The following is a 13,519-nucleotide window of genomic DNA, read 5'->3' as shown; positions in this document are numbered from 1 at the left end:
CGCCCGCCTCTTCATGCCATGGCCTACGTCATTACCGGCGCCTGCATCGACGTCAAGGACGGCGCCTGCGTCAAGTGCTGTCCGGTGGACTGCATCTACGAAGGCGAGCGCACTCTGTACATTCACCCGGATGAATGCATCGACTGCGGCGTTTGCGTGTCCGCCTGCCCCACGCAGGCCATCTACGAAGACCTTCGGCTGCCGCCCGAAATGGCGCACTTCACCGCCATCAACCGCGAGTTCTTCGCGGCGAACGTCAGCGGGCTCGGCTCGCCCGGCGGCGCCGATGCGAAGCGCGTGGCCTGCGACCATCCGGCCATTGCTGCGATGCCGCGCCCGGCCGGTTGAGCGGCTGCCAGAGGGGAGGGCCGGCTGATGCATGCCAGCATCCTCAAATACTTCATCGAGGTCGCGAGCTGCGGCTCGGTGCGCAAGGCCTCCGAGCGGCTCTACGTGGCCGCAAGCGCGGTCAACCGGCAGATCCACAAGCTCGAAGACGAACTGGGCGTGGAGCTGTTCGACCGCATGCCCAACGGCCTGCGCCTCAATGCGGCCGGCGAGCGGCTGCTCAAGCACGCGCAGGAAACGCTGCACCAGTACCAGGTGATGCGCACCGAGCTCGATGCGCTCAAGGGAGAACGCACCGGCCACGTGAAGGTGGCCGCGATGGATTCGTTCTTCGAGGAGCTGCTGCCCTCGGCGGTGGAAGACTTTTTGCAGGTGTTCCCGGCCGTCACGTACACCATCACCGCCGTGCAGCCGATGGACGTCGCGCAGATGGTGATGTCGGGCCAGGTCGATGTGGGCATGACCTTCGTGAGCCGGCTGCCCGGCGGCGTGGCGGCGGTGGCGCTCGCGAACCTGCCGATCGGCGTCGTGATGCCGCCGGGGCATCCGCTGGCGGGCCACACCAGCGTGTCGCTGAAGGAGTGCGCGCGCTATCCGTTCCTGCGCTCGAGCTCGCATCCGGTGATCAGCGCAGCGCTGTCGCCCGAGTTTGCCGCGTTCTGGGACGACATGGAGCCGGCCGCCACCTGCAATTCGACGCCGATGCTCAAGCGGCTGATCATGGCCGGCAAGGGCATTTCGTGCTTCTCGAAGATCGCCTTCATCGAAGACCTCAAGCGCGGCGACCTGATCTGGCGGCCCTTCGAGCTGCCCGCGCTCGACCAGCTGCAGGTGGGCATCGTGGTGCCGTCGCAGCGCGTGCTGCCGCACGTGACGCAGAACTTCGTCGGCCGCATGGCGCGGCGGCTGACGCAGCTCGAACTGGCGGCTGCTGCCGTGTAGGCAGCGGCTCGATCACCAGCCGTGAAAGCGGCCCCACGTCTGCAGCGCGCCGTCTTCGCCCAGCGCCTGGTACTCGGGAAACTGCGCGCCGGTGGCGCACGCGTGGTTGGGCAGGATGCGCAGGCGCGTGCCGATCGGAAAGCGCGTTGCAATGTCGGTATCGGGCGCGCCCTCGCGCGAGAGGATGCCGTGCTCCTGGTTCGCGCCGCCAAGCACATAGCCGTCGAGCACCGCGCCGTCCAGGCCGCAGACCTGCCCGTAGCCATAGTCGCGCTTCTGCTTCTGTGTGCCGCGGTCGCGGCTCATCGCCATCCAGCCCGCATCGACGATGGCCCAGCCCTTCTCGACCTGGTGGCCGATCACGGTGGTGAGCACGCTCAGCGCGATGTCGTCCGCGCTGCACACGCCGACGTTGCGCATCACGAGGTCGAAGAACACGTAGACGCCGGCCCGCACTTCGGTCACGCCATCGAGGCACTCGGCCATCAGCGCCGTGGGCGTGGAGCCCACGCTGACCACGGGGCAGGGCAGGCCGGCATCGCGAAGCCTTTGCGCTGCGCGCACGCAGCCGCTGCGCTCCTGTTCGGCCATGGCCTTGAGGGCTTCCGGCGTGTCCAGGTCGTAGCTGGAACCTGCGTGCGTCATCACGCCACCGAGGCGCATGCCGCCGTCGTGCAGCACGTGGGCGACTTCGAGCAGCACGTCGTCGTCCGGTCGGATGCCGGAGCGGTGGCCGTCGGTGTCGACTTCGATCAGCACCTCGAAGGCCTCGCCGTTCGCGCGGCCGAACTCGGCAATGGCGCGCGCCGAGGCCACGCCGTCCGTGATGATCGAAAGCGCGCAGCCGCGGCGGCGCAGCGCGAGCGCATGCGGCAGCCGGTGCGCCGCCATGCCCACGGCATAGAGGATGTCGGTGAAGCCCGCGGCGAAGAACTGCTCGGCCTCCTTCAGCGTGGAGACGGTGATGCCCTGCGCGCCCGCATCGCGCTGCGCACGCGCCACGTCGATGCACTTGCTGGTCTTCACGTGCGGGCGGAAGCGCACGCCGAGCGCATTCATGCGCGCTTGCATACGCGCGATGTTGTGCAGCATGCGCGGCCGCTCGACGATGGCGGCGGGTGTGTCGATGGTGGCGAGGGTGGCGAGGGTGGCGAGGGTGAGGGTGTTCATGGGAGTCGTCGGTTCAGGTGATCGAAGCGAAGGATCGGAGCCACGGCAAGGCGGGTGCGAGCGCCGGGGCCTGCCGCTCGGGCGGCGGCGCGCCATGGGGCAAGGCCAGGCCCACGCGGTTGTGCCAGAAGGTGCGCAGGCCCACGGCCGATGTGCCGAACATGTCGTAGCCCGAGCCGGCGACGAAGGCGGCTTCGCTCGCGTGCACGCCCAGCCGGTCGAGCGCCATGCGGTAGGGGCGTGCATCGGGCTTGTAGAAGCCGGCTTCTTCCGAGGTGACGACCACGTCCCACTCGATGCCGAGCAACGCCGCCGCGCGATGGCCGAGCCGGCGCGAGCAGTTGGTGACCACCGCGAGCTTGCAGTGCGGCCTGAGCGCCTGCAACAGTTCGCGTGCGCCGTCCCATGCGGGCAGGTCGTCCCAGTGCGCTTCGAGTGCGTCGGGCGCGGTGGCCGCCATGCCGGTGTTGCGAGCGGCGTCTTGCACCAGTTGCTCGTAAGGCACGTAGGCGCCGCAGCCGTAGGTCAGCCGCAGGTAATCGGCGCGCCAGGCGCGGCCCTTTTCTTCGGAGCCGGCGGCGGCGTTCCACACGGTCCAGGAATCGAGCAGGGCGGTGAGCAGGTCGAAGAGCACGGCGCGCGGGTAGGCGTCGGCGGGGGAAACAGGCGCTTGCATGGTCACTGACTGTACGTTTCAAAGCCGTCGTTGTGCTTCAATGTGAACTCATCAATCGTTAAGCACAGGTTAATGATCCAGATCGAAGACATGCAACTGGCGGCGGCCCTGCTGCGAGAGCCGTCGCTCAGCGCCGCGGCGCGTTCGCTCGACGTCACGCCGCCCGCGCTGTCGATGCGGCTGCGCAAGCTGGAGGCCACGCTCGGCCTTTCGCTCGCCACCCGCACCGCGCGGCGGCTGAGCCTCACGGCCGAGGGCGAGCGCTTCGCGCGCGAGGCCGCGGCGCTGCTCGGGCAGATCGAGGGGCTGCGCGAATCGATGCAGCGCGACGACCGCCGGCTCACCGGCACGCTGCGCATCGCGGCACCCTTCGGCTACGGCCGGCAGTACGTGGCGCCGATGCTCGCGCGCTTCGCGCGGCTGCATCCGGGCCTGCGCATCCAGTTCGATCTGCGCGAGACGCCGTGGCCCGACCGGCACGATGCCGACGCGATCATCCACATCGGCACGGTGCGCGATTCGTCGTGGATCGCGCGCACGCTGAGCGCCAACGCGCGCTGGCTGTGCGCGAGCCCGGAGTACCTGCGCGCGCGCGGCACGCCCCGCGTTCCGCGCGACGTGATGGCGCACGACTGCATCGTCATCCGCGAGAACGACGAAGACGTCACGCTGTGGCATGTGCGCCGGGCGGCAAGACCCAAGGCGCTCCGGCGCGCGGGCGCGCGCGAAACGCTGCGCATCGCGCCGGCCTTCGTCACCAACGACGGCAGCGTGGCCCGGCACTGGGCCGAGCAGGGCATGGGGCTGGTGCTGCGCTCGGAGTGGGATGCGGCGGACGCGATCGCGCGAGGCTCGCTGGTGCGGGTGCTGAAAGATTGGGAGTTCGACAGCGCACCGGTCGTGTTGCTGGTGCCGACCCGCAAGGGGCGCACGGCGCGCGTGCAGGCGTTGATCGAGTTCCTGGAGGCGAGCTTCGGCAACTCGCCCTAGGTCACTGGACCCGGTCGCCGTCTCGCACCGATTCGACGGCGCCGTTGTAGAAGCGAACGATCCCGAGGAAATTGCCCTGGCCGCGGTGGTAGGTCCAGTCTTCCATCGGGATGCACTGCTGGCTGATGATCTGCCGCGTGCCGCCGCCGCGGGTGCCCGGCGCGAGGATCACTTCGACCTGGGGGCGCGGGACGCAGACGATGTCCTTCAGGACCGGCTCGCCGCATTTGTTGAGGACGGAGAACTTCGATTCGCCGACGCCTGCGAGAAAGCCGCCGCAACTGAGCGATTGCGCAGAAGCGCCGCCCGGGTGCACGGCGGCGAACAGAAGCGCAGTCGAGGCGAAGGTGCGCAGGAGGGTGTGCATGGCTTTCGAAGGCTCGAAAAAAAGCCCCGGCCAGCGGGGCATTTTCTGGTGGATCAACCGACTTCGGCGATCAACTCGATCTCGACGCAGGCGCCCATCGGCACTTGCGCCACGCCGAAAGCGCTGCGCGCATGCGCGCCCTTTTCGGGGCCGAAGACTTCGGCGAAGAATTCGCTCGCGCCGTTGGTCACCAGGTGCTGTTCGGTGAAGGTGCCCACCGAGTTGACGAGGCTCATCACCTTGACGATGCGCGTGACCTTGTTCAGGTCGCCCACGGCCGCGTGCAGCGTGCCCAGGAGGTCGATGGCGATGGCGCGTGCGGCCTGCTTGCCTTCCTCGGTGGTGATGTTCACGCCGAGCTGGCCGGCCCAGACCTTGCCGTCCTTCTTGGCGATGTGGCCCGACAGGAACACGAGGTTGCCGGTCCGCACGAAAGGCACGTAGGCGGCGGCGGGGGCCGAGACGGGGGGCAGGGTGATGCCGAGGCTGGAAAGTTTGTCGTAAACGCTCATGGAGACTCCTTGTCTTGGGGTGTCGATTGTGTCTGGCTTTGCGAGGCCAGCTGGATCACTTCCCCCACCGGCTGCACGGTCACCCCGACGCTCAGCGTGTGCCTGGCGCCGCCATGCAGTACGCCGCGCATCGGCGACACGTCGGAGTAGTCGCGGCCGATGGCCAGCGTCACGTAGTCCTCGCCCGGTTGGCGGCCGTTGGTGGGGTCGAAGTCGGCCCAGCCGCCGGCGCTTTCGGGGCCATCTTTCTCTTCGTCGCCCGCTTCGGTGCCCGCTTTGTTGCCGTGGCCGGGCAGGTACACCGAGACCCACGCATGCGAAGCGTCGGCGCCCACCAGGCGCGGCTGGCCCGGCGGCGGCTGCGTGAGCAGGTAGCCGCTCACGTAGCGCGCGGGCAGGCCCAGCGTGCGAAAGCACGCGATCATGATGTGCGCGAAGTCCTGGCACACGCCCTTGCGCTGGGCCAGCGCCTCGACGGCGGGGGTGTTGATCTCGGTGCTGTCGGCGTCGTAGTCGAAGTCGCGGTACATGCGCTCGGTGAGGTCCATCGCCACGTCGAAGGTGGGGCGCCCCGGCACGAAGCTCGCGCGCGCATAGGCGGCGAAGTCGTCGTGGCGCGGCACGTAGGGCGAGGGAAAGACGAACTCGGAGGCTGCGTCGAAGGTGGCGTCCTTGCGAAAGCGGAAGCGCTCGCGCACGGCCTCCCAGGGCAGCTCGCGCGCCACCGCGCTCGAGAGCACCGGCACCGAGGTCTCGACCACGCTCTCGGCGGTGACCACCAGCCGGTCGTGCGTGGCTTCGAGCGCGAAGAAGGCGCGGGTGTTGCCGTAGACGTCGGGCAGCTCGCTGCGCTGCGCGGGCGGCGGATCGATCGCGAGCTGGTGGCTCACCAGCCGCTGCGAACCGGTGGCCAGCGGCTTCAGGTGAGCCAGGTGCTGCGCCGTCTCGACGGGCGGTGCGTACTCGTAGCGGGTTTCGTGGGTGACGTGCAGCAGCATGGGAAGACCGGCCGGTTGTTTATTTCGACTCGGCGCCAAAGTGCGAGGCGTAGATCTTCGCGTAGGTGCCGTCGGCCTTGATGTCCGCCAGGCCCTTGTCGATCCTGGCGAGCAGTTCGGCGTTGCCCTTCTTCACCGCGATGCCGTATTGCTCGGCCGGAAAGCCCGCATCGCTCACCGTCTTGAAGCCGCCGCCGGCGTTGTTGGCCAGGTAGTGCGCCACCACGCCGTTGTCGGCCACCACCGCCTGCACGCCGCCGGCTTCGAGTTCCTTCAGCGCGAGCGGGGTGGATTCGAAGCGCTTGATGGCGGTGCTCGACTTGCCCAGCAGCTTGCCCACGACCTCGTCGCCGGTCGTGCCGTTCTGCACGCCGACCTTCAGGCTCTTGAGGTCTTCGAACTTCGCGACGGGCGAATCGCTCTTGACCGCGATGAGCTGCCTGGCTTCGAAGTAGGGCTGCGAGAAGTCCATGGTCTGGCGGCGCTCGCCGGTGATGGTGATCGATGACACCAGGAGGTCGCGGTCGCCCTGGTCGAGCGAATTGAAGATGCCTTCCCACGGCGTGTTGACGAACTTCACCTGGATGCCGGCCTTCTGCGCGACGGCCTTCACCACGTCGATGTCGAAGCCCACCACATCGCCCTTTTCGTTCTGCGATTCGAAGGGCGCGTAGGCGGCGTCGGTGCCGACGACCAGCACGCGGGCCGCGGCAGGTGGCGGCGGTGCGGAGGCGGCGGCGGGCGCAGCGGCTTCCTGCTTGCCGCAGCCAGCGAGTGCAAGACCGACCACGAGGCTGGCGGCGATGAGGGTGAGACGGCGGTTGACGAGCATGTTCTGCCTCCTTGATTTCATTGTGGAACGCCGCAGAACCGGCGTTGCCGGGCTGCTGGCGTTGCCCCCGGGCGAGGGGAGTGCGAAGCGACACGAAGTGCGCAAGGCATGGGCAAGCGCCTGTTCACGCGCCGACGGAGCGCAGCGATTCCGAGGTGAGCGTGAAGTAGCGCGTGCCGATGGCGTCCGACACATGGTAGGCCGCCGTCTCGCAGTTGGCGAGCAACTGCACCAGCGCGGGGTAGTTCGCCTCGGGGCCGGTAGCGCAAAGGTGTTCGAGCGTCCAGGTGGACGGATCGGGCAGTTCGTACGACAGCGCAGTGAGCTTGCCCGGTGCGCTGCCGGCGAGCCGCGCGATGCGCCCGCGCAGCGTTTGCGTGACCCAGGCGAGCGAGCGCGGGTTCTCCGCATCGAGCACCAGCAGGTCGACCAGCGTGGCCACGTCGCGGCGCTGCTGGTAGCGCGCGTGGAAGGTGATGGTGCTGTCGAACAGCGCCACCATCGCCTCGAAGCCGCTGACCTCGTGCACGGCGCCGTTGTCGAAGCCGGCCTCCAGCGCGTTCGACAGGAAGCCCAGGCGCTCGATGTGGCGGCCGATGGAGAGCAGGCGCCAGGCGTCGTCGCGCGTCATGCGGTCGGTCTGCGCGCCGGTCATCGCGGCCAGCGCGGTGCTGGCCGATTCGAGCGCGCGCAGCGCGGCGCTGGCGGCAAAGCTGCCTTCGCCGGCCTGCTCGGCCGCGCGGCGAAGAAAGTCGGCCTCGGCCCGCACGATCTGGTTCCAGTTGTCCTGCGAGAGCCGCTCGCGCACCGCTGCAGCCGCTTCGCGGATGCAGCGCAGGCTATAGCCGACGCTGCCGCCCTTGTCGACGTCGCCGAGCTCGGCCACCAGCGCGCGTTCGAACACCCGGCGCGACTGCGGCGCGCTCGGCGCCTCGGCCGGCACCAGCGCATTGCGCACGGCCATGCGGTGCAGCCATTCGAGCAGCGGGCGCGAGGACTGGTCTTCGCCGCCCAGGAGGTTGAGCGTGAGGCGCGCCAGGCGCACCGCGTTCTCGGCGCGCTCGGTGTAGCGGCCGAGCCAGAACATGTTTTCCGCCGCGCGGCTGGTGACCGGCGCGCGGTGCCGCGCGAGCGAGGCCGGCGTGGCATGGGGCTGCAGCAGCGTGGTGCGATCGACCTCGCCGTGCGTCTGCACCCACACGTCGGCGCTGCTGCCGCCGCGCTGCATCGAGGCGATCTGCGCATTGGCGCCCGCAAGCCGGGCGAGGCCGCCAGGCAGCACGCGCCATGACTGCGCGCCGTCGCTCACCGCGAACACGCGCAGGAGCACCGCGCGCGGCGCGATGTGGCCGGGGCCGAGGTCGCTCGCCCACGTGGGCATCTGCGACAGCGGCAGGTAGCTCTGCACGGTGTGGGCATCGCCCTCGCGCACGATGCGGCCGGCCCACTCGTCGAGTTCGCGCCGACTGAGCTGGCTGCCGAGCACCGCATCGAAACTCGTCTGGCCGTCGGAGCCGGGGTAGGTGGGCTTGATGGCGCAGTCGCCAAGCTGCGGCAGCACCGCTTCGAGCGCGGCGCGCTCGCCGCACCACCAGGTGGGGAGGGCCGGGAGCTTGAGCTTCTCGCCGATCAGGCGGCGCGCGAGGCCGGGCAGGAAGCCGAGCAGCGCGGGCGATTCGAGAAATGCAGAGCCCGGCATGTTGGCCACCAGCACGTTGCCGGCGCGAATCGCCTGCAGGAGGCCGGGCACGCCGAGCGTGGAATCGGGGCGCAGCTCCAGCGGGTCGAGGAACTGGTCGTCCAGCCGCTTGATGAGGCCGTGCACCGGGCGCAGGCCCTGCAGCGTCTTCAGGTACAGGCGCTGGTCGCGCACCGTGAGGTCGCTGCCCTCGACCAGCGTCACGCCGAGATACCGCGCGAGGTAGGCGTGCTCGAAGTAGGTCTCGTTGTACGGGCCGGGCGTGAGGAGGGCGATGTGGGGCGGCACGCCGGCCGGGCACATGCGCTGCAGGCCGTCCATCATGGCGCTGTAGGTGGCGGCCAGGCGCTGAACGTGCAGCGCCTCGAAGGCCTGCGGGAACTGCCGCGTGATGGCCAGGCGGTTTTCGAGCAGGTAGCCCAGGCCCGAGGGCGCCTGGGTGCGCTGCGACACCACCCACCAGTTGCCGTCGGGACCGCGCGCGAGGTCGAAGGCCGCGATGTGCAGCCAGGTGTCGCCCGGCGGCTTCACGCCGTGCAGCGCGCGCAGGTAGCCCGGATGGCCGCGCACCAGCGCCGGCGGCAGGAGGCCTTCGCTCAGCAGTTGCTGCGGGCCGTACACGTCGGCCATCACGCGGTCGAGCACGCGCACGCGCTGCAGCACGCCGGCCTCGATCTGGCTCCAGCTCTCGGGCGAGACGATCAGCGGGAACAGGTCCAGCGACCAGGGCCGCTGCGGGCCGTTGGCGTCGGCGTAGACGTTGTAGGTGACGCCGTTGTCGCGGATCTGCCGCTCCAGGCTGACCGCGCGGCGCGGCAGGTCGTTGAACCCGCCGGGGCCGAGCTGGTCGAAGAAGGCATTCCAGGCGGGGGTGAGCGGCGGCTTGTCGTTGGACGACGCCTGCTGCTGCGTTTGCGATTGCGATTGCGACTGGGATTGAGAAGACTGCGATTGGGACTGCAACTGCGTGGCCGCCGGCCGCTCTGCCGCCGCGTCGTACAGCAGCGGGGCCGGCCCAGTCGCGGGCGCCGCACCACCGGGGGCGGGCCTTGCGGGGGCCGCGGTGGCCTGGCCACGCAACTCGTCGAAGTGGCCGGGCAGCGCGGCCGGTGCGAGCGCCGACGCCAGGGCCGCTGGAAACTCCAGGGCCTGGGCGTCGAACAGGGATTCGTTCAAAGGTTCCACAGGGGGTGGATTGTCACACCGCCGTCACGGGCCGGCCGCTCCGGACATGTGCTAAATGCCCGCTGTCAGCCATTCGCTGGCCGGCGGACGCCGCCGGGCCGCCCGAAGGCGGTCCGCGCCTCCCCCTTGGGGGGTGGCGAAGCACACGCAGTGGCAAGCCGGGGGCCAACTACCGCCGCAGATCGAGGGTGAACGGGAATTCGCGGCTGCCCGGCAGCTCGATGGTGGCCGGCGGCGTGCGCATCAGGCCGGGCGTGTGACCCATGCGCGTGAAGCGCGAATGGCGGCGGCTCTCGGCCTCGTAGGCGTTGACCGGGAAGCTGTCGTAGTTGCGTCCGCCCGGATGCGCCACGAAGTACTGGCAGCCGCCCAGCGAGCGCTTCATCCAGGTGTCGACCAGGTCGAAGGTCAGCGGCGCATGAGCGCCGATGCTCGGGTGCAGCGCCGAAGGCGGGTTCCATGCCTTGTAGCGCACGCCCGCGACGAATTCGCCGGTGACGCCCGTGGGCTGCAGCGGCAGCACCTTGCCGTTGACGGTGACGACATGACGGCTCTCGTTCAGACCCGTCACGCGCACCTCGATGCGCTCCAGCGACGAATCGACATAGCGCACCGTGCCTCCGGCCGAGCCTTCCTCGCCCATCACGTGCCACGGTTCCAGCGCGTTGCGCAGCGACAGCTCCACGCCCATCGCCTGCATCTGGCCCACGAGCGGGAAGCGGAATTCGAAATGCGGCGCGAACCAGTCGGCATCGAACGCGAAGCCGGCCTGGCGCATCTCGCTGATCACATCGTCGAAGTCCATCTTCACGAAGGTCGGCAGCAGGAAGCGGTCGTGCAGCTCGGTGCCCCAGCGCGTGACGGGCGCCTTGTAGGGCTCGTCCCAGAAGCGCGCGACCAGCGCACGGATCAAGAGCTGCTGCGCAATGCTCATGCGCGCGTGCGGCGGCATCTCGAAGGCGCGCAGCTCCAGCAGGCCCAGGCGGCCGGTGCTGGAATCGGGCGAGTAGAGCTTGTCGATGCAGAACTCGCTGCGGTGCGTGTTGCCCGACACGTCGATCAGGATGTTGCGCAGCGTGCGGTCCACCAGCCACGCGGGCATGTTGGCGCCGTAGATCTCGCGGTTCTTCGCGATTTCCTGCAGGGCGATTTCCAGCTCGTAGACCTGGTCGTTGCGCGCTTCGTCCACGCGCGGCGCCTGGCTGGTCGGGCCGATGAACATGCCCGAGAAAAGATAGCTCAGCGACGGATGGTTGTGCCAGTAGAGCAGGAGGCTCGCGAGCAGTTCGGGCCGGCGCAGGAACGGGCTGTCCGCCGGCGTGGCGCCGCCCATCACGAAGTGGTTGCCGCCGCCGGTGCCGGTGTGGCGGCCGTCGGTCATGAACTTCTCGGCCGACAGGCGCGTCTCGAACGCGGCGTTGTAGAGGAACTCGGTGTGCGCGACCAGTTCCTTCCAGTTGTGGGCCGGGTGGATGTTGACTTCGATCACGCCCGGGTCGGGCGTGACGGCCAGCATCTTCAGGCGCGGATCGCGCGGTGGCGGATAGCCTTCCATCACGATGCGCACGCCCAGTTCGCGCGCGGTGGTTTCGACGGCGGCGACGAGGTCCAGGTAGTCCTCCAGGCGCGCAAGCGGCGGCATGAAGACGTAGAGCACGCCCGAGGCGCTGCCCTTCTTCTCGGCCGACGGGCCGTTGGCGCGGCGCGGGTCGCGCACCTCGACGCACAGCGCGGTGCGCGTGACCCAGTGGGCCGATTCGCCGCGCAGGGGCTGGCGGGTGGCGGGCGTGGCGGTGGCATCGCCGGCCGCTGCTGCCGCTGCTGCTGCGTCGCCGGCCGCTGCCGCTGCATCGCCGCTGGCCGCATCGCCGGGGCTCTGCATGCGCAGCGACGCGGGCACCACGGGCGGTGTGCCGAAGGTGTAGGGCACGTCGCCGATGCCTCCTGCGCCGGCTGCGCCCGTGCTGTAGCGCGCGCGGTAGTCGGCCGCGCTCGGCAGCGCGCCGCGCGGCGCGGTCGGGTCGCGTTCGATCAAGTAGGGGTAGTCGCCCTTGCTGGCCCAGGGCTGCGAGTCGAGCGGCAGGCGGTAGCCCATCGGCGAGTCGCCCGGAATGAGATAGAGCCGGTCGTCGCGCAGGAACCAGGGGCCGGTCTTCCAGCCGGGGCCGGCGAGCGCGGGTGCATCGCCGTCCGCATTGCCCGGCTCGATGGGCAGCATGTAGCCGATCACCGCGTCCAGCTTCTGCGTGAACACGCGGCGCAGGCGCACGCGTTCGAGTTCGTCGTCCAGCTTCGATTCGAAGGGGTCGACATTCACCGGCAGGCGGCGTTCGCGCCAGAGGTAGTAGTAGGTGTCTTCGTAGCCGGGCTGGATGTAGCGCTCGGTCAGGCCGAGCTTGTGGGACAGCACGGTGGTGAAGCGGCGCGCGTCCTCGCTCGTGTAGTGCGTGGGAAAGCGTTCGTCGGCGAAGAGCTCGGGGTCGTGCCAGAGCGTCTGGCCATCGGCGCGCCAGAAGATCGAGAGCGCCCAGCGCGGCAGTTGCTCGCCCGGGTACCACTTGCCCTGGCCGAAATGCAGGAACCCGCCGTTGCCGTATTCGGCGCGCAGCTTCTGCACGAGTTCGGTCGCGTAGCCGCGCTTGGTGGGGCCGAGCGCGTCGGTGTTCCACTCGGGCGCGTCGCGGTCGCTGGTGGCCACGTAGGTGGGCTCGCCGCCCATCGTGAGGCGCACGTCGCCGGCCTTCAGGCGCGCATCGACCGCGTCGCCCAGGGCCAGCACTTCGGACCATTGCTCTTCGGTGTAGGGCTTGGTGACGCGCGGCGATTCGTAGATGCGCGTGACCTTCATCTCGTGGCCGAACTCGACCTCCGATTCGTCCACGCCGCCCTCGATGGGCGCCGCGCTCGACGGCGTGGGCGTGCAGGCCAGCGGAATGTGGCCCTCGCCGGCCATGAGGCCCGAGGTGGCGTCCAGGCCGATCCAGCCTGCGCCCGGCAGGAACACCTCGCACCAGGCGTGCAGGTCGGTGAAGTCGACCGTGGTGCCGCTCGGGCCGTCGAGCGATTTCACGTCGGGCGTGAGCTGGATGAGGTAGCCCGAGACAAAGCGCGCGGCCAGGCCCATGTGGCGCAAGAGCTGCACCAGCAGCCAGCCCGAGTCGCGGCACGAGCCGCTGCCGCTGGCCAGCGTTTCTTCCGGCGTCTGCACGCCGGGCTCCATGCGGATGAGGTAGTTGACGTCCTGCTGCACCTGCTGGTTGATGCCCACCAGGAAGTCGATGGTGCGCTGCTCCTTGCGGTCGACCTTCTCGAGGTAGGCCTCCAGCAGCGGCGTGACCGGGTCGGCCACGAGGTAGGGCGCCAGTTCCTCGGCCTGCGACTCGGTGTACTTGAACGGAAAGTTCTCGGCCTGCGGCTCGAGGAAGAAATCGAAGGGGTTGTAGACCGCCATCTCGACCACGAGGTCGACGGTGACCTTGAATTCGCGCGTCTTCTCGGGGAACACCAGCCGCGCCTGGTAGTTGGCGAACGGGTCCTGCATCCAGTTGACGAAGTGCTCGGCCGGCTCGACCGTCAGCGAGTACGAGATCACGTTGCTGCGGCAATGCGGCGCGGGCCGCAGGCGCACGACCTGCGGGCCCAACTGCACCAGGCGGTCGTATTTGTAGTGGGTGACGTGGTGGAGTGCGGCGTGAATGGACATGCGTTTTTGTGTGCAGTACTGCGAGATTGCATCGAAAAGATGTCTCTTGTGAGACGCATACTAGCCCAGAAGCCAAGCAATTAACGCGCCATCGAGC

General features: G+C 69.3%; 11 protein-coding genes. 3 read left to right on the top strand and 8 right to left on the bottom strand.

Annotated elements, in window-relative coordinates; translation table 11 throughout:
- Nucleotides 1–18: 18 nt before the first annotated feature.
- Both fdxA and BM133_RS12305 read left to right on the top strand, forming a co-directional pair.
- Nucleotides 19–348 carry a ferredoxin gene (fdxA, locus tag BM133_RS12310; RefSeq protein ID WP_093434045.1) on the top strand — a complete coding sequence of 110 codons (330 nt, stop codon included), beginning with the start codon at nt 19–21 and terminating at the stop codon, nt 346–348.
- A gap of 27 nt (nt 349–375) precedes the next feature.
- The gene (locus BM133_RS12305; RefSeq protein ID WP_093434044.1) at nt 376–1,290 is read left to right on the top strand and encodes a LysR family transcriptional regulator; all 915 of its coding nucleotides are present in this window, start codon (nt 376–378) and stop codon (nt 1,288–1,290) included.
- A gap of 12 nt (nt 1,291–1,302) precedes the next feature.
- Here BM133_RS12305 and BM133_RS12300 read toward each other — a convergent pair whose 3' ends face one another.
- Complete coding sequence (locus tag BM133_RS12300; RefSeq protein ID WP_093434042.1) at nt 1,303–2,460, bottom strand: DSD1 family PLP-dependent enzyme; 1,158 nt, start codon at nt 2,458–2,460, stop codon at nt 1,303–1,305.
- 13 nt (nt 2,461–2,473) lie between these two features.
- Nucleotides 2,474–3,136, bottom strand: coding sequence for an HAD family hydrolase (locus BM133_RS12295; protein ID WP_093434041.1), 663 nt, complete (start codon nt 3,134–3,136; stop codon nt 2,474–2,476).
- Between the two features lie 72 nt (nt 3,137–3,208).
- On the opposite strand from BM133_RS12295, the gene BM133_RS12290 reads away from it, so the two are divergent.
- Entirely contained in the window at nt 3,209–4,126 is a 918-nt protein-coding gene (locus tag BM133_RS12290; RefSeq protein WP_093434039.1) for a LysR family transcriptional regulator, read from the top strand.
- Between the two features lies 1 nt (nt 4,127).
- On the opposite strand, the gene BM133_RS12285 is transcribed toward BM133_RS12290, so the two are convergent.
- The 6 genes from BM133_RS12285 to BM133_RS12260 all read right to left on the bottom strand — a co-directional run bounded on the left by BM133_RS12285 (nt 4,128) and on the right by BM133_RS12260 (nt 13,422).
- Complete coding sequence (locus BM133_RS12285; RefSeq protein WP_256219157.1) at nt 4,128–4,493, bottom strand: DUF2845 domain-containing protein; 366 nt, start codon at nt 4,491–4,493, stop codon at nt 4,128–4,130.
- A gap of 53 nt (nt 4,494–4,546) precedes the next feature.
- Nucleotides 4,547–5,005, bottom strand: a complete 459-nt coding sequence (locus BM133_RS12280) for a RidA family protein (RefSeq protein WP_093434036.1) — start codon at nt 5,003–5,005, stop codon at nt 4,547–4,549.
- Entirely contained in the window at nt 5,002–6,003 is a 1,002-nt protein-coding gene (locus BM133_RS12275) for a transglutaminase family protein (RefSeq protein ID WP_093434035.1), read from the bottom strand. Before BM133_RS12275 ends, BM133_RS12280 begins: the two co-directional genes overlap by 4 nt.
- A gap of 19 nt (nt 6,004–6,022) precedes the next feature.
- Entirely contained in the window at nt 6,023–6,835 is an 813-nt protein-coding gene (locus BM133_RS12270) for a basic amino acid ABC transporter substrate-binding protein (RefSeq protein ID WP_093434033.1), read from the bottom strand.
- 124 nt (nt 6,836–6,959) lie between these two features.
- On the bottom strand, nt 6,960–9,719 hold the full coding sequence (locus tag BM133_RS12265; protein ID WP_093434032.1) for a circularly permuted type 2 ATP-grasp protein: 2,760 nt from the start codon (nt 9,717–9,719) through the stop codon (nt 6,960–6,962).
- 169 nt (nt 9,720–9,888) lie between these two features.
- A complete protein-coding gene (locus BM133_RS12260) occupies nt 9,889–13,422 on the bottom strand; it encodes a transglutaminase family protein (RefSeq protein ID WP_093434030.1) in 3,534 nt (1,177 codons plus the stop codon).
- Nucleotides 13,423–13,519 lie beyond the last annotated feature (97 nt).

The organism is Variovorax sp. 770b2 (assembly GCF_900115685.1).
Classification (GTDB): Bacteria; Pseudomonadota; Gammaproteobacteria; order Burkholderiales; family Burkholderiaceae_C; genus Variovorax.
The sequence above is the reverse complement of the archived record's forward strand: the minus strand, read 5'-3'. Positions and strand labels throughout refer to the sequence as shown.

Excerpts from the sequence above, each read along its gene's own strand:
- fdxA (WP_093434045.1), top strand. The coding sequence starts at position 19 with ATGGCCTACGTCATTACCGGCGCCTGCATCGACGTCAAGGACGGCGCC.
- BM133_RS12305 (WP_093434044.1), top strand. The coding sequence starts at position 376 with ATGCATGCCAGCATCCTCAAATACTTCATCGAGGTCGCGAGCTGCGGC.
- BM133_RS12300 (WP_093434042.1), bottom strand. The coding sequence starts at position 2,460 with ATGAACACCCTCACCCTCGCCACCCTCGCCACCCTCGCCACCATCGAC.
- BM133_RS12295 (WP_093434041.1), bottom strand. The coding sequence starts at position 3,136 with ATGCAAGCGCCTGTTTCCCCCGCCGACGCCTACCCGCGCGCCGTGCTC.
- BM133_RS12290 (WP_093434039.1), top strand. The coding sequence starts at position 3,209 with ATGATCCAGATCGAAGACATGCAACTGGCGGCGGCCCTGCTGCGAGAG.
- BM133_RS12285 (WP_256219157.1), bottom strand. The coding sequence starts at position 4,493 with ATGCACACCCTCCTGCGCACCTTCGCCTCGACTGCGCTTCTGTTCGCC.
- BM133_RS12280 (WP_093434036.1), bottom strand. The coding sequence starts at position 5,005 with ATGAGCGTTTACGACAAACTTTCCAGCCTCGGCATCACCCTGCCCCCC.
- BM133_RS12275 (WP_093434035.1), bottom strand. The coding sequence starts at position 6,003 with ATGCTGCTGCACGTCACCCACGAAACCCGCTACGAGTACGCACCGCCC.
- BM133_RS12270 (WP_093434033.1), bottom strand. The coding sequence starts at position 6,835 with ATGCTCGTCAACCGCCGTCTCACCCTCATCGCCGCCAGCCTCGTGGTC.
- BM133_RS12260 (WP_093434030.1), bottom strand. The coding sequence starts at position 13,422 with ATGTCCATTCACGCCGCACTCCACCACGTCACCCACTACAAATACGAC.